The sequence below is a fragment of the Aeromicrobium fastidiosum genome, assembly GCF_017876595.1.
In the GTDB taxonomy this organism is placed as follows: Bacteria; Actinomycetota; Actinomycetes; order Propionibacteriales; family Nocardioidaceae; genus Aeromicrobium; species Aeromicrobium fastidiosum.
Window position 1 is genome coordinate 426,862 of the sequence record NZ_JAGIOG010000001.1, and the last position, 14,265, is coordinate 441,126.

The 14,265-nt window shown below is 70.7% G+C and carries 15 protein-coding genes; 8 read left to right on the plus strand and 7 right to left on the minus strand.

The features are described from left to right. Nucleotides 1-23: 23 nt before the first annotated feature. The 3 genes from JOF40_RS02105 to JOF40_RS02115 are packed head-to-tail and all read left to right on the plus strand — an operon-like array spanning nucleotide 24 to nucleotide 2,831. A complete protein-coding gene (locus JOF40_RS02105; RefSeq protein ID WP_129179665.1) occupies nucleotides 24-503 on the plus strand; it encodes an OsmC family protein in 480 nt (159 codons plus the stop codon). Beyond that, nucleotides 470-1,672 carry an SfnB family sulfur acquisition oxidoreductase gene (locus JOF40_RS02110; RefSeq protein ID WP_129179667.1) on the plus strand — a complete coding sequence of 401 codons (1,203 nt, stop codon included), beginning with the start codon at nucleotides 470-472 and terminating at the stop codon, nucleotides 1,670-1,672. Before JOF40_RS02105 ends, JOF40_RS02110 begins: the two co-directional genes overlap by 34 nt. A gap of 28 nt (nucleotides 1,673-1,700) precedes the next feature. After that, nucleotides 1,701-2,831 (plus strand): LLM class flavin-dependent oxidoreductase, encoded by a 1,131-nt coding sequence (locus tag JOF40_RS02115; RefSeq protein WP_129179669.1) that lies wholly within the window; start codon nucleotides 1,701-1,703, stop codon nucleotides 2,829-2,831. Nucleotides 2,832-2,912: 81 nt separating this feature from the next. On the opposite strand, the gene JOF40_RS02120 is transcribed toward JOF40_RS02115, so the two are convergent. The 3 genes from JOF40_RS02120 to cysS all read right to left on the minus strand — a co-directional run bounded on the left by JOF40_RS02120 (nucleotide 2,913) and on the right by cysS (nucleotide 5,888). Next, nucleotides 2,913-3,419, minus strand: coding sequence for a flavin reductase family protein (locus JOF40_RS02120; RefSeq protein ID WP_129179671.1), 507 nt, complete (start codon nucleotides 3,417-3,419; stop codon nucleotides 2,913-2,915). A 95-nt stretch (nucleotides 3,420-3,514) separates the two neighbouring features. Then, nucleotides 3,515-4,462 (minus strand): 23S rRNA (guanosine(2251)-2'-O)-methyltransferase RlmB, encoded by a 948-nt coding sequence (gene rlmB, locus JOF40_RS02125; RefSeq protein WP_129179673.1) that lies wholly within the window; start codon nucleotides 4,460-4,462, stop codon nucleotides 3,515-3,517. 4 nt (nucleotides 4,463-4,466) lie between these two features. Further along, nucleotides 4,467-5,888, minus strand: coding sequence for a cysteine--tRNA ligase (gene cysS / locus JOF40_RS02130; protein ID WP_129179675.1), 1,422 nt, complete (start codon nucleotides 5,886-5,888; stop codon nucleotides 4,467-4,469). A 103-nt stretch (nucleotides 5,889-5,991) separates the two neighbouring features. On the opposite strand from cysS, the gene JOF40_RS02135 reads away from it, so the two are divergent. Further along, nucleotides 5,992-7,218 carry a C39 family peptidase gene (locus tag JOF40_RS02135; RefSeq protein WP_129179676.1) on the plus strand — a complete coding sequence of 409 codons (1,227 nt, stop codon included), beginning with the start codon at nucleotides 5,992-5,994 and terminating at the stop codon, nucleotides 7,216-7,218. 30 nt (nucleotides 7,219-7,248) lie between these two features. Here JOF40_RS02135 and JOF40_RS02140 read toward each other — a convergent pair whose 3' ends face one another. Then, a complete protein-coding gene (locus JOF40_RS02140) occupies nucleotides 7,249-8,751 on the minus strand; it encodes a molybdopterin-dependent oxidoreductase (protein WP_246152691.1) in 1,503 nt (500 codons plus the stop codon). Nucleotides 8,752-8,787: 36 nt separating this feature from the next. On the opposite strand from JOF40_RS02140, the gene ispF reads away from it, so the two are divergent. Next, nucleotides 8,788-9,285, plus strand: coding sequence for a 2-C-methyl-D-erythritol 2,4-cyclodiphosphate synthase (ispF, locus tag JOF40_RS02145; protein WP_129179678.1), 498 nt, complete (start codon nucleotides 8,788-8,790; stop codon nucleotides 9,283-9,285). Between the two features lie 161 nt (nucleotides 9,286-9,446). Here the strand turns inward: ispF and JOF40_RS02150 are convergent, their stop codons facing one another. After that, entirely contained in the window at nucleotides 9,447-9,932 is a 486-nt protein-coding gene (locus JOF40_RS02150; protein ID WP_056612020.1) for a CarD family transcriptional regulator, read from the minus strand. A 213-nt stretch (nucleotides 9,933-10,145) separates the two neighbouring features. Between JOF40_RS02150 and JOF40_RS02155 the strand changes: the two genes are divergently transcribed. Beyond that, the gene (locus tag JOF40_RS02155) at nucleotides 10,146-10,709 is read left to right on the plus strand and encodes a hypothetical protein (protein WP_129179680.1); all 564 of its coding nucleotides are present in this window, start codon (nucleotides 10,146-10,148) and stop codon (nucleotides 10,707-10,709) included. A gap of 93 nt (nucleotides 10,710-10,802) precedes the next feature. Here the strand turns inward: JOF40_RS02155 and phoU are convergent, their stop codons facing one another. Further along, nucleotides 10,803-11,444 (minus strand): phosphate signaling complex protein PhoU, encoded by a 642-nt coding sequence (phoU, locus tag JOF40_RS02160; RefSeq protein ID WP_129179682.1) that lies wholly within the window; start codon nucleotides 11,442-11,444, stop codon nucleotides 10,803-10,805. 133 nt (nucleotides 11,445-11,577) lie between these two features. On the opposite strand from phoU, the gene JOF40_RS02165 reads away from it, so the two are divergent. Together JOF40_RS02165 and JOF40_RS02170 are read left to right on the plus strand one after the other, a co-directional pair. Then, nucleotides 11,578-12,726: a sensor histidine kinase gene (locus tag JOF40_RS02165; protein ID WP_129179684.1), complete on the plus strand. Its 1,149-nt coding sequence runs from the start codon at nucleotides 11,578-11,580 to the stop codon at nucleotides 12,724-12,726. Then, nucleotides 12,723-13,403 carry a response regulator gene (locus JOF40_RS02170; RefSeq protein WP_129179686.1) on the plus strand — a complete coding sequence of 227 codons (681 nt, stop codon included), beginning with the start codon at nucleotides 12,723-12,725 and terminating at the stop codon, nucleotides 13,401-13,403. The genes JOF40_RS02165 and JOF40_RS02170 overlap by 4 nt, the downstream gene beginning before the upstream one ends. A gap of 111 nt (nucleotides 13,404-13,514) precedes the next feature. Here JOF40_RS02170 and JOF40_RS02175 read toward each other — a convergent pair whose 3' ends face one another. Next, the gene (locus tag JOF40_RS02175) at nucleotides 13,515-14,258 is read right to left on the minus strand and encodes a phosphoglyceromutase (RefSeq protein WP_129179688.1); all 744 of its coding nucleotides are present in this window, start codon (nucleotides 14,256-14,258) and stop codon (nucleotides 13,515-13,517) included. Between the last annotated feature and the right edge of the window lie 7 nt (nucleotides 14,259-14,265).

The window sequence follows — 14,265 nt, forward strand, 5'->3', positions numbered from 1 at the left end:
GACTCACCCACCGAAGGACTCCCATGACCCAGCAGAGCAAGCAGACCGTCCCGTTCGTCGTCGACGCCAGCGGGACCGGCGTGATCCAGGACCTCGTCGTGGCCGGCGACAACCGGCACGACTTCCGGTCGGACACGTACCCCGCGTTCGGCGGCACCGACGCCTCCCCCAGCCCGCTGGTCTACGCGCTCGGCGCCCTGACCTCGTGCAACCAGATCACCGCCCAGCTCGTCGCGAAGGACCTCGGCGTCACGCTCGGCGCGTTCACCTTCGCGGCTCAGGGCGACCTCGACCCGTCCGTGCTGGTCGGTGGTGCCGAGGGCAACGCCAACTTCGACGCCGTCTCGATCACGGCCAGCGTGCAGACCGACGCCGACGAGGCGACGTTCGCGACGCTCGTCAGCGAGCTCGAGCGCCGCTGCCCCGTGACCCAGCTGTTCAAGCGCAGCGGCCTCGACTACACCTCGACGTGGTCGGCCCTCCCGCTCGAAGCCGCGTCCTGACGGTGTCGAGCGTCCCCGAGCTGCTGGCCGCCGTGCGCGAGCTCGTCCCGACGATCGCGGAGGGAGCCGTCGACCGCGACCGCGAGCGGCGACTCCCCCGCGCCGAGCTCGACGAGCTGTCGCGCGTCGGTGCGCTCGCCGTGACGGTGCCGGCGTCCCACGGCGGGGTCGGCGGCGGCGCGGCGGCGGCCTTCGAGGTGACGCGGCTGCTGGCCACGGCCGATCCGAACGTCGCGCAGATCCCGCAGAGCCACTTCGTCTACCTGCGACTCGTCGAGCTCGCCGGCCCGACCGCGCTGAAGGACCAGATCTTCGCCTCCGTCCTCGGCGGTGCAAGGGTCGCCAATGCTCAGTCCGAGCGTGGCGGCCGCACCCTCACCGACATCCGCACGACGATCCGTCCCGAGGGGCAAGAGGCCGTCGTGGACGGCGAGAAGTTCTACTGCACCGGCAGCCTCACCGCCGACTGGCTGGCGGTGCTCGCACGGGACGCCGAAGGGCTCGACCACATCGGCTTCGTGCGTGCCGACGCTCCCGGCGTGGCTCTCGTCGACGACTGGACCGGCATGGGCCAGCGCACCACCGCGAGCGGCACGATCACCTTCGACGCCGTGCGGCTGCCGACCTCGCACATCGCTCCACGCGCCGACGCAGTGACCGGGCCGTACGGCTACGGCGCGCTCGCCCAGGGCCTGCATGCCGCGATCGACGTCGGCATCGCGCGGGGTGCCCTGACCGAGGCAGCGGCCTTCGTGCGGTCGTCGAGCCGGCCATGGTTCGAGGCGCAGGTCGACCGCGCCGAGGACGACCCCCTGCTGGTGCAGCGGTTCGGCGAGCTCGAGGTCGAGGTGCGCGCAGCCGAGGCCACGCTGGCCGCCGCCGGCGCTGCGGTCGACCTCGTCGACCGCGCCCGCACCGACGAGGCCGCCGCCGAGGCGTCCCTGCAGGTCGCGACTGCCAAGGTGCTCGCCGACCGGGCGGCCATCTCCGTCACGAACGCGCTGTTCGAGCTCGGCGGCACGCGGTCCAGCGACGACCGGCTCGACCTGCACCGCCATTGGCGCAACGCCCGCACCCACACCCTGCACGACCCCGTCCGCTGGAAGCTGCAGCATCTGGGGCGGTGGGCCGTCCGCGGCGAACGTCCGCCCCGCGGCCCCCAGCTCTGACCCACCACGCACCTCAGGAGAAACCCCGATGACGCTCACGTTCGACTGGTTCCTGCCCACCACCGGCGACAGCCGCGCCCTCGTGGGCGGCGGCCACAGCGTGCCGAGCGACGTCGGCCGCACCGGCGGATCGATCGACACCGCCGGCCGGTTCCGCGAGCCCGACCTCCGCTACCTGGCCCATGTCGCCCGCACCGCCGAGGACCTCGGCTTCGACGCCGTCCTGACGCCAACCGGCACCCCCTGCGAGGACGCGTGGATCGTCGCCTCGGCCCTGATCCCCGAGACCGAGCGGCTCAAGTTCCTCGTCGCGCTGCGTCCCGGGCTCATCACCCCGACACTGCTGGCGCAGATGTCGTCGACGTTCCAGCGACTGTCGTCGAACCGGCTGCTGCTCAACGTCGTCGTGGGCGGCGATCCCTCCGAGCAGCTGCGCTTCGGCGACCGGGTGGGCAAGGACGACCGCTACGCCCGGGCAGCGGAGTTCCTGCAGGTGTTCCGGGAGTCGTTCACCGACGCGGGCAGCAGCTTCACCGGCGACTACTACGACGTCGAGGACGCCCGCACGCGCCGACCGGCGCAGGTGCCGGAGATCTATCTCGGCGGCTCGTCGGCCGCGGCAGGGCCTGTCACGGCGGCGCACACGGACGTCTACCTGACGTGGGGCGAGCCGCCCGCCGCGGTCGCCGAGAAGATCGCCTGGATCCGCGGCCTGGCCGAGGCCGAGGGACGCACCGTGCGCTTCGGGGTGCGGCTGCACACCATCAGCCGCGACCACTCCGAGGACGCCTGGCGGGTCGCCGACGACATGCTGGCCCAGCTCGACCCCGCCGACATCGCCAAGGCCCAGGAGGCCATCGCCAGCAGCGAGTCGGAGGGCCAGCGCCGTATGCGCGAGCTGCACGGGGGCCTCACGACGTTCACGGAGGCCCGCCAGCTGGAGGTGCACCCCGCGCTGTGGTCGGGCATCGGCCTGATGCGCAGCGGTGCCGGCACGGCGCTGGTCGGCAGCCACACCGAGGTCGCGGACCTCATCGCCGAGTACGCGGCCGTCGGGGTCGAGGAGTTCGTGCTGTCGGGGTACCCGCACGTCGAGGAGGCCTACTGGTTCGCCGAGGGCGTCCTGCCGGTGCTCCGCCGCAAGGGCCTCACGACCTGACCCCACCCCGTGCGTCATGGCTTCTGATGGCCATGACCCCCAGAAGGTATGACGCAACGCCGGCCCGCCGGCGGGCGGGCGTCAGAAGCTCTGGTGGCTGCCGAAGGCGCGCTGCCAGTAGGTCAGCGCCAGGTTGGACGACGTGTCAGCCGCCTCGACGTCGCCGAGCACGAGCGTGTGGTCACCGGCGACGACCAGCTGGGCCACGGTCAGCGCGACCCAGGCGTGACGATCCGACAGGGCCGGGGCCCCGTCCTCGAGCTGCCACGGGACGTCGAGGAACTTGTCGTCGCCCTTGCCCGCGAAGCGCAGGGCGATCTGGTCCTGGTGGGCGGCCAGCACGTTGACGCCGATGCGCGAGCCGACCTCGAGCTTGGCCAGCAGCTGGGAGCGGTTGTCGAGCGAGACCAGCAGCATCGGCGGGTCCATCGACAGCGACGAGAACGCGCTGACGGTCGTGCCGTGCGGCGCACCGTCGTGGAACGTCGTGACGACCGAGACGGCGGCAGCCACGTTGCCCATCGCGGAGCGGAACGACTTCTGGAGCACGGCCGGGTCGGTCGCCGGAGTGTCGTCGTGGGTGCTCATGTCTTCGACGGTATGCCTGTCGTCATCAGTCAGCACCGCACTCCCACATCTCGGACGATCCGTCGACGGCACGACGACCGTGCTACGACGGACGGTCAGCCCCGCTGCTGGCTGATCGCGTAGAGCGCGATGCCCGCCGCGACACCGGCGTTGAGGCTCTCGAGGCCCGTGCTCATCGGGATCGACACGATCTCGTCGCACGTCTCACCGACGAGGCGCGACAGGCCCTTGCCCTCGCTGCCGATGACGACGACCAGCGGGCCGTCGACCATCTGCGAGTCGGCGACGTCGACCGTGCCGTCGGCGGCCAGGCCGATGACCATGCAGCCGTCCTCCTGGAACTGCTTGAGCGTGCGCGTGATGTTGGTGACGCGTGCGACCGGCACGCGGGCCGCCGCACCGGCCGACGTCTTCCAGGCCGCGGCGGTGATCTGCGCTGCGCGACGCTCGGGGATGACGACGCCGTGTGCACCGAAACCCGAGGCCGAGCGGATGATCGCGCCGAGGTTGCGGGGGTCGGTGATGCCGTCGAGCACCAGGATCAGCGCCGGCTCGTCACGCTCGGCCGCGAGGTCCATGAGGTCCTGCGGGTTGGCGTACTCGTAGGCGTTGAGCTTGGCGGCGATGCCCTGGTGGACGGCACCACCCGTGAGCTTGTCGAGCTCGATGCGACCGATCTCGAGCAGGCTGACGTGCTGCTCGGCGGCGAGCTTGAAGATCTCGCGGATCTTCTCGTCGCGGTCGGTGCCCTCGGCGACGTACAGCGCGTGCACCGGCACCGTCGCGCGCAGCAGCTCGAGCACGGAGTTGCGTCCGGCGACCCACTCGGCGGCCTCGCCGGGCTTGCCGCGCTTGGGACGGGCCTGCTCGCGCTTGGCCGTCGCGTTCTTCATCTTGTAGAGCTTGTGGTTGGGGCGGTCCTCCGCGCGGGGCGTCGGGCCCTTGCCCTCGAGTCCCTGGCGGCGACGGCCACCCGAACCGGCCGTGGGGTTGCCCTTGCCGGTCTTCTTGATGGCGCCTCTGCGATTGCTGTTGCCTGGCATGGTGCTAGCTCCCTAGAAGATCAGTCTTCACGGACCAGCGCGCACCCTGCGGCGTGTCCTCGATGTCGATGCCGGCCGCCGTGAGCTGGTCGCGCACACGGTCTGCGGTGGCGAAGTCCTTGGTGGCACGTGCCTGCTGGCGCTGCTCGAGAAGTCCCTCGACGAGGGAGTCGATCACCTGCGCATAGGCCGCATCGTCACCCCCACGATCCCACGTCGGGGACAGCGGGTCCAAACCGAGCACGTCGAGCATCCCGCGGACGGCCGCGAGAACCCCCGCCAGGGCGTCCGAGGCACCTGCCGCGACGAGCGAGTTGCCGTCGGTGACGTGCCCCTGGAGCACCGCCAGTGCGGCCGGCACCGACAGGTCGTCGTCCATCGCAGCAGCGAACTCGGCAGGGACGTCGCCCGGCTCGCCGGGCCCGCACAGCTCGGCGGCACGGCGGACGAATCCCTCGACCCGGCCGAAGGCCGTCGCGGCCTCGGCCAGCGACTCCTCGGAGAACTCGACGATCGAGCGGTAGTGCGACGCGGCGAGGTAGTAGCGCAGGTCGATCGGCCGGACGCGCTTGACGACCTCGCTGACCATGAGGGTGTTGCCGACCGACTTCGACATCTTCGCGCCGGCCAGGTTGAGCATCGCATTGTGCATCCACACCCGGGCGAACGGCTGCCCCGCGGCACGCGACTGCGCGAGCTCGTTCTCGTGGTGCGGGAAGCGCAGGTCGAGCCCGCCGCCGTGGATGTCGAACTCGTGGCCGAGGTACTTGGCGGCCATCGCCGAGCACTCCAGGTGCCAGCCGGGACGTCCGCGGCCCCACGGCGTCGACCACGACGCCGACTCCGGGTCGCCGTCCTTGTGCCCCTTCCAGAGCGCGAAGTCGCGGCCGTCGCGCTTGCCCTCGGGCGGGGCGTCCTCGGCGTTGAGCATGTCGTCGACCTTCTGCCGCGACAGCTCGCCGTAGGCGGGCCACGACCGGACGTCGAAGTAGACGTCACCCGACTCGTCGCCGGCGGCGTACGCGTGGCCCCGCTCGATCAGGGTCTGCATGAGCTCGATCATCTCGGGGACGACGCCGGTCGCCCGGGGCTCGTACGTCGGCGGGATGCAGCCCAGCACCTCGTAGGCCGCGTGCAGGGCCCGCTCGTTCTCGTAGGCGACCGCGAACCACGGACGTCCCTGTTCGACGCCCTTGGCCAGGATCTTGTCATCGATGTCGGTGACGTTGGCGACGATCGTGACCTCGAGGCCCGAGCGCTCGAGCCAGCGGCGCAGCACGTCGAACACGACCTCCTTGCGGATGTGGCCGATGTGCGGCGGACCCTGCACCGTCAGGCCGCAGTGGTAGATCGACACCTCGCCCGGGACCACCGGGTCGAGGGCGCGGGTCTGCCGGGACGCGGTGTCGTAGAGGTGGAGTGCCACGCGGCAAGACTATCGGCTCGCGGTCCTGCGGCGATCGTCGTCCGCGGCCGGGCATCCTGTCACATCTGCCCCACCCGCCCCATTCGACGCCTACCATGGTGCGATGCGCCGCATCCTTCCCCTGCTCGCCGCCTCCGTCATGGGCCTCGGCCTCGTCACCGCCGTCCCGACCTCGGCCTCGGCGGCCTCCGACCAGAGCGCCTTCAACCGCTGGACGTCCACCTCCGACTTCGCCGCCGGCACCGCCAAGGGGCTCGCCGCGAAGTCCGGCCGCATGACGATCGGCACCGGCACGACCGGCACGACGTACAAGGACCCTCGCGTCTCCGGCCGCAAGAAGTCGTACGACAAGGGCTCGTGGCAGAGCCCGTGGCAGTCGACCGGCTTCGGCGCGACCTCGCTGATCCCCTCGTGGAGCATCACGACGCCCGGCGGCACTTGGGCCCGCATCGACGTCCGGGTGCGCAACGCCTCCGGAGTCGGCAGCTGGGACACCGTCGCCCGCTGGGCCGGCAGCACGTCGCGGGTCAAGCGGTCCTCCTACCCCGCGCAGGCCGACGACATCGCGCGACTCTCGACCGACACCGTGATCGCCAACGCCGGACAGAGCTTCGACCGCTACCAGGTGCGGGTCATCCTGCACCGCCCCAAGGGCAGCAAGTCCACCCCCACGCTGCACGCCGTCAACGCCGTCGCCGCGACGTTCACCACCCGCTCCGCCCCCACCAGCGCCACGACCATGACCGCCGCCACCGAGCTGGCCGTGCCCCAGTCGTCCCAGATGATCCACCGCGGCGAGTTCCCGCAGTGGGGCGGCGGTGGCGAGGCATGGTGCTCCCCCACGTCGACCTCGATGGTCATGCGGTTCTTCGGCCGCGGGCCCTCGGCCTCGGCCTACTCGTGGTCGCGCTTCGCCGACTCGTTCGTCGACCACGCCGCCCGCTACACGTACGACCACCAGTACAAGGGCACCGGCAACTGGCCGTTCAACACTGCCTACGCGGCGGGCTACTCCCTCGACGCCTACGTGACGCGGCTCGGCTCGCTGCGCGACGCGGAGGCCTACATCCGCGCCGGCATCCCGCTGGTCGCCTCGGTCGCCTTCGGCCGCGGACAGCTCACGGGCGCCCCGATCTCGTCGACGCCGGGCCACCTGCTGGTCATCCGAGGGTTCACCGCGACGGGCGACGTCATCGTCAACGACCCGGCGGGGTCGAAGAACTCGAACGTCCGCCGGGTCTACTCCCGTGCGCAGCTCGAGAGGGCGTGGCTGGGCGGCAGCGGCGGCGTCGTCTACGTCATCCGACCCGACAGCGTCCCGCTCCCCTGACCCAGCCCGCCCCTTGAGCTTGTCGAAAGGTCAGCCGACCGAGACCGTGATGCCGTCGTAGCCCGTGGCACCATCCGGCAGCACGTCGGCCCGCTCGGCGGTCTGCGTCGCACCCGTCGCGTCGGTGGCCCGCACCTGGATGTCGTGGCGACCCGGCTCGGCGTCCCAGTCGATGCTCCACTGCACCCACGTGTCGGGGTTCGGCGCCACCGCGAGCGTCGCCTCGCGCCAGTCGGCGTCGTCGATCCTGACCTCGACCCGTTCGATGCCGACGTGCTGGGCCCACGCGACACCGGCGATCGTCATGGTGCCCGCGTCGACCGTGCTGCCGTCGGCCGGGACGTCGATGCGTGACTGCGTCTTGACGGGTCCCCGTTCGCCCCAGCCGCGCTGGGTCCAGTAGGCCTCGAAGTCGGCGAACCGGGTGACCTCCCAGTCTGTGACCCACTTGGTCGCCGAGACGTAGCCATAGAGCCCCGGCACGACCTGGCGCACCGGGAAACCGTGCGGCACCGGCAGCGGCTCGCCGTTCATGGTCAGGGCCAGCAGGGCGTCGCGGCCGTCCATCAACGCGTCGATCGGCGTGCCGCACGTCCAGCCGTCCTCCGACGTCGACAGCAGGGCGTCGGCACCGGCCCGGACACCGACCTCCTCGAGGATGCCCTTGATCGGAACGCCTCCCCACACGGTGTTGCCGATCAGGTCGCCGCCGACCTCGTTGGATACGCAGCAGATCGTGATCCACGCGTCGGTCAGGCCGCGGTCGAGCAGGTCCTGGTACGACAGCGTCAGCTCGCGATCGACCATGCCGTGGATGCGCAGCCTCCACTCGGCCGGGTCGATCAGGGGTGCCTGCAGGGCCGTGTCGATGCGGTAGAAGTCGCGGTTGGACGTCAGCCAGGGCGCCTGCCCCTGGATGTCGAGATCGGCCCCGGCCGGGACGACGACGGCGCGGGTCGGGATCTTCAGCGCGGCGCGGGCCCGCTCGACGACCTCGCGACGGCGGTGCCGCGACGCGAGGGCCTGGCCGGCGGCACCCACCACGACGGTCGCGACGGCGACCGCGGCAGCCGTGCGCAGGAAGATGCGGCGCGACGCGTCGACCGTCGTGTGCTGGCCCTCGCGGAGCAGCAGCTGCAGCACCCCCATCAGCACGACACCCCCGGCCACAGAGGCGAAGACGCCCTCAGGCGACGCGTACGGGCGCGACAGCACCGACGCGACCGCGAGGACGACGAGGACCGCGACGAGGGAGAACGCCGCGAGACGTCGGGTCTGCCACCACCGCCCGACGACGCCGCCGAGCACGAGGATCGCGACGGCGACGCTCGCGACGGCCAACGGCTTGTCGCCCGTGCCGACGACCCCGATGATGGCCTCGGCCACGGGGCCGGGGGTCAGGGCGATGACCGACTGCCCCACCGACAGCAGCGGCGACTCCCGGAGGTCGAGCACCGCGGCGAGGGCCTCGCTGGCCGCGATCGCGGCCGCTGCGGCCAGCACGCCGGCTGCGGTCGTCGCACGAGATCTCACCCGGTCATCCTCGCGCGCGGCACCAACCCGCGCCGGATGAACTGGCATGATCGCGGTGTGACTTCCGCGCGCATCGGCATCGGCACCGACGTCCACCGGCTCGTCGACGGTCGCCCGATGTGGCTCGCCGGACTCGAGTGGCCAGACGAGCCGCAGGGACTCGAGGGACACTCCGACGGCGACTGCGTGGCCCACGCGATCGTCGACGCGGTGCTCGGAGCCGCGGGACTCGGCGACATCGGCAGCCACTTCGGCACGTCCGACCCGCAGTGGTCAGGTGCCGCGGGGGCCGACTTTCTGGTCGAGACGGCCCGCCGCCTGGACGAGCACGGCTGGACCGTCGGCAACGTGTCGGTGCAGGTCATCGGCAACCGCCCGAAGATCGGACCCCGCCGCGAGCAGTCCCAGCGGGTGCTCTCGGACGCGATCGGCGGTGCCGTCAGTCTCTCGGCCACGACGACCGACGGGCTGGGCCTGACCGGACGCGGCGAGGGCATCGCCGCGATCGCCACGGCCCTCGTCGTCCCGCGCTGACCCGCGCTGGCCGGTGCGCTGGCGTCCACCCATCCGCGGGGCCGGTGCGCTGGCGTCCACGGCGATCGTTGCGGTGGACGCTGACGCACCGCTCCCCGGGGCCGGACGCACGAGGCCCCGGTCCCCGTACAGGCGGGGACCGGGGCGTCGGACAACTCAGATCAGGACGCGAGGACCTCGTCGAGACGGGTCTCGGCCTTGTCTTCGTTGGTCTTCTCGGCGAGCGCGAGCTCGGAGACCAGGATCTGGCGGGCCTTGGCCAGCATGCGCTTCTCGCCGGCCGACAGGCCACGCTCGTGATCGCGGCGCCACAGGTCGCGCACGACCTCGGCCACCTTCAGCACGTCACCGGAGTGCAGCTTCTCGAGGTTGGCCTTGTAGCGGCGCGACCAGTTGGTCGGCTCCTCGACGTGCTCGGCACGGAGAACTCCGAAGACCCGCTCGAGTCCTGCTTCGTCGACGACGTCGCGGACTCCGACCAGATCGAGGTTGCACGCGGGGACGCGGACGACCAGGTCGTTCTGCGAGACGATGCGCAGCACGAGGTAATCACGCTCCTCGCCCTTGATCGTCCGGGTCTCGATGTCCTCGATCACTGCAGCACCGTGATTGGGATACACAACGGTTTCGCCGACAGTAAAAGTCATAGAGAAAACACCCTTCGTAGATTCCAAGAATACCATGAGGAGCCCACTGCGGCCCTTGCGCTTTCAGGGGATGGACCCCATAGCAGACCAGATGTCAGCAGGTCAAAGGCACAGCGACGGACGCCCTCCGATATCATCGGAGCGGGCTCCCGGCCCTCTCGCCGTCCCCGGCGGATCCGTCCCCGAACGTCTCCCTAAAGAAAGCGTGACCTGGTGAGCTCCGTACGACGTCGCCGTCTGACCGCCGTCTCCCTGACCGCCGTGGCAGGACTGACCCTGACCGCCTGCGGCACGAGCTTCGGCGCCCAGACCAATCAGGTCTACCAGCCCGCCGTCGGTGCCAACGAGCGCGGCGAGGTCGAGTCGCACAACACGCTGCTCGTGGGCAACCGAGACGGCTCCGCAACGCTGTCGGCCGGCGTCGTCAGCAACCTCGACACCGACCAGACGCTGACCAAGGTCACCGTCGTCGACGAGGACGGCAAGACCCTCACGGTCAAGGCCCCCAAGGCTCCGCTGACGCTGGCCAGCCGGGCGTTCACGACGCTGGGCGGCACGACTCCCGACAGCGTCTTCGTCGTCACGTCCGGTGCCGTGCCCGGAGACTACGTCACGGTCACCTACACGTTCAGCGACTCGGCCGAGGTCGAGATCGACGCCCCGGTCGTGGCACGCGCCGACCACGCGGGGGAGTACGAGGACGTCGCCGGCGGCGACGGCCTCGTCCCCGCCGCTGTCAGCGGCAGCGAGAGCTCCACGGAGACCGAGACCGAGTAGCCGTCCAGGCATGACAAGACCCCCGGTGCGGCAGGCAGCGGGGGTCTTTCCATGTCCCGGGGAGGCAGGCTCCAGCGGGACGGCTCGGGCGGGTCAGGCCATCTGGCCGGTCACCAGGTAGACGACCCGGCGGGCCATCGACACGGCGTGGTCGCCGATGCGCTCGTAGTAACGACCCAGCAGGGCGATGTCGACCGCCGGCTCCACGCCGTGGTCCCACGAGTCACCCAGCAGGGCACGGAACAGGTCCTTGCGCAGCAGGTCCATCTCGTCGTCCTCGGCCTCGAGCTGCGCGGCCTTGGCGACGTCGCGGTTGGCCACGATGCGCGATGCCGACTCGATCATCGAGTCGGCCACGGCGGCCATCGACAGGATCGTCGGGTGCAGGTTGAGCGGCACCGCGGACTCGGGCATGCGACGGCGGGCGATCTTGGCGACGTGCACCGAGAGGTCACCCATCCGCTGCAGATCGGCCAGCATGCGCAGGGTCGCGACGAGCTGGCGCAGGTCGGTCGCGACCGGCTGCTGGGTGGCGAGGAGCAACAGGGTGCGCTCCTCGATGGTCTCTGTCTCTTCGTCGATGAGCTTGTCGCCTGCGATGACGGCCTCGGCAACCTGACCGTCTGCTTCGAGCAGGGCCTTGGTCGCGTCGGCGACGGCACGGCGGACGGTCCCGGTGAGGTTCACCAGGTCGTCGACGATGGCATCGAGCTGTTCGTAATACTGATCGCGCATGTCCCCCACCGTAGAGAGAGCGGGTGAACGGACGGCGACGCCCGGTGAACGCGGCATGAACGCCAGCCGAAAGCCCTGTCGCTGCGGGCGTCCAGACACGGGTTTCGGCTCGACCGCCCCCTACGATCAACGTGTGGACATCAGCGCAGGCCTCGTGATCGCCGGAGCGATCGGAGCCGTCATCGGCGCGATGATCACGTACCTGTGGAGATTCAGCGAGAGGACGCAGCAGACCGTGGCCGAGCCGACACCCGTGGTCCCACCCGGCGCAGAGCTCGTCCTGTCGGTGCTGTCGTCGTCGGCAGTGCTGATCGACTCCGCCGACACCGTCGTCAAGGCGTCAGCGCCCGCCTTCGCGATGGGCATCATCAACGACGACCGGCTCGAGCCCGACGAGCTCATGGCCCTCGTGCGCCAGGTGCGCCGCGACGGCCAGGTGCGCGAGGCCGACATCTCGCTGCAGCCCAAGCGCGGCACGACGGCCTACATCCACGCTCGCGTCGCGCCGCTGACGTCCCGGCTCATCCTGGTGCTCGCCGACGACCGCACCCGTGAGCAGCGCGTCGAGTCGATCCGGCGCGACTTCGTCGCCAACGTCAGCCACGAGCTCAAGACGCCCGTCGGGGCGCTCAACCTGCTGGCGGAGGCCGTCGGCGAGGCCAAGGACGATCCCGAGGCCGTCGTGCGCTTCTCCAGCCGCATGCACCTCGAGAGCGAGCGGCTGACTCGGCTCGTCCAGCAGATCATCGACCTGTCGCGGCTGCAGAACGACATCTTGAGCGACGACGCCACGGCCATCAAGGTCGGCGAGCTCGTCGGCGAGGCCTGCGAGCACTCCTCCACCGAGGCCGAGCACAAGAAGATCGAGATCGCGACGTCGGTCGAGCCCGATCTGCAGGTCCACGGCGACCGATCGCAGCTGCACGCCGCGGTCAGCAACCTCGTCGAGAACGCCGTGACCTACAGCCCCGAGGGATCCCGTGTCACGGTCACCGCGCAGCTCGCGGACGGCGACGTGCGCCTGACCGTCACCGACAACGGCATCGGCATCCCGGGTGATGAGCTCGACCGCATCTTCGAGCGGTTCTACCGCGTCGACCCCGCCCGGGCCAGGGCCACCGGCGGGACGGGGCTGGGCCTGTCGATCGTCAAGCACGTCGCGGCCAGCAACGGCGGCACCGTGGAGGTGTGGAGCGAGCCGGGCCTCGGCTCGTCGTTCACCCTCGTGCTGCCGGCGTTCCAGCACGACATCGATGAAGACTCTGAGAGGAAGCCCGCGTGACGAAGGTACTGGTCGTCGAGGACGAGACGAGCTACAGCGAGGCGCTGTCGTACGTCCTGCGCAAGGAGGGTTTCGACGTCGCGATCGCCGAGACCGGGCCCGACGCGCTCACGGAGTTCGACCGCGGCGGTGCCGACATCGTCCTGCTCGACCTGATGCTGCCCGGCCTGTCGGGCACCGAGGTCTGCCGGGCGATCCGGCAGATCTCGTCGGTGCCGATCATCATGGTCAGCGCCAAGGACACCGAGGTCGACAAGGTCGTGGGGCTCGAGCTGGGTGCCGACGACTACGTCACCAAGCCGTACTCCCCCCGCGAGCTGGTCGCCCGCATCCGGGCCGTGCTGCGACGCGGCGCGACCGATGAGATCGACGACAACGCCTCGCTCGAGGCAGGCCGCGTGCGCATGGACGTCGACCGGCACCTCGTCACGATCGACGGCTCGGAGACCAAGTTCCCGCTCAAGGAGTTCGAGCTGCTCGAGTACTTCCTGCGCAACCCCGGCCGGGTGCTGACCCGCGGGCAGCTCATCGACCGCGTGTGGGGCGCCGACTACGTCGGTGACACCAAGACGCTCGACGTCCATGTCAAGCGACTGCGCGCCAAGATCGAGCCCGACCCCACCAACCCCATCACCCTCACGACGGTCCGAGGCCTCGGTTACAAGTACGACAGCTAGGGCGCGCGGCTTCGCCGCCTCAGCGGCTCGTCCCTCGCCGCTGCCGGGCTTCGCCCGGGCGCCAGCCTTCGCTCGCTGCGCTCGCTCGGCCCGGGGTCACCTTGATGAGCGTCAGCGACCCTGATTCTTGACGGCGGCGATGGCGGCCGCGGCCGCGGCGGGGTCGAGGTACTGGCCGCCCTTGACGGTGGGACGCAGATCGGCGTCGAGCTCGTAGACCAGCGGGATGCCGGTCGGGATGTTGAGGCCGACGACCTCGTCCTCACCCAGTCCGTCGAGGTGCTTGACGAGGGCTCGCAGCGAGTTGCCGTGCGCCGTCACGAGGACGACCTTGTCGTCGAGCAGGTCGGGGACGATCGCGTCGTACCAGTACGGCAGCATGCGGTCGAGCACCTGGGCGAGCGCCTCGGTGCGGGGCAGCAGCTCGTCGGGCAGGGCCGCGTAGCGGGGATCGGTGGCCTGGCTGAACTCGTCGTCGTCGGTGATCGCCGGCGGCGGCGTGTCGTACGAGCGCCGCCAGGTCATGAACTGCTCCTCGCCGTACTCCTCGAGGGTGGCCTTCTTGTCCTTGCCCTGCAGCGCACCGTAGTGGCGCTCGTTGAGGCGCCACGACCGCTTGACCGGGATCCAGTGGCGGTCGATGCCGTCGAGCACGATCTGCGACGTGCGGATCGCGCGACGCAGCAGGGACGTGTGCGAGACGTCGGGCAACAGGCCGGCCTCGGCAAGCATCGAGGCACCCTTGCCGGCCTCCTCCACGCCCTGGTCGTTGAGGTCGACGTCGACCCAGCCGGTGAACAGGTTCTTGGCGTTCCACTCGCTGTGGCCGTGACGCAGGAGGATGAGAGTGCTCATGCCCCTG

What these genes read in the sequence shown, in the direction of transcription:
- JOF40_RS02105 (WP_129179665.1), top strand. Translation starts at nt 24, where the DNA reads ATGACCCAGCAGAGCAAGCAGACCGTCCCGTTCGTCGTCGACGCCAGC.
- JOF40_RS02115 (WP_129179669.1), top strand. Translation starts at nt 1,701, where the DNA reads ATGACGCTCACGTTCGACTGGTTCCTGCCCACCACCGGCGACAGCCGC.
- JOF40_RS02120 (WP_129179671.1), bottom strand. Translation starts at nt 3,419, where the DNA reads ATGAGCACCCACGACGACACTCCGGCGACCGACCCGGCCGTGCTCCAG.
- rlmB (WP_129179673.1), bottom strand. Translation starts at nt 4,462, where the DNA reads ATGCCAGGCAACAGCAATCGCAGAGGCGCCATCAAGAAGACCGGCAAG.
- JOF40_RS02135 (WP_129179676.1), top strand. Translation starts at nt 5,992, where the DNA reads ATGCGCCGCATCCTTCCCCTGCTCGCCGCCTCCGTCATGGGCCTCGGC.
- ispF (WP_129179678.1), top strand. Translation starts at nt 8,788, where the DNA reads ATGAACTGGCATGATCGCGGTGTGACTTCCGCGCGCATCGGCATCGGC.
- JOF40_RS02150 (WP_056612020.1), bottom strand. Translation starts at nt 9,932, where the DNA reads ATGACTTTTACTGTCGGCGAAACCGTTGTGTATCCCAATCACGGTGCT.
- phoU (WP_129179682.1), bottom strand. Translation starts at nt 11,444, where the DNA reads ATGCGCGATCAGTATTACGAACAGCTCGATGCCATCGTCGACGACCTG.
- JOF40_RS02175 (WP_129179688.1), bottom strand. Translation starts at nt 14,258, where the DNA reads ATGAGCACTCTCATCCTCCTGCGTCACGGCCACAGCGAGTGGAACGCC.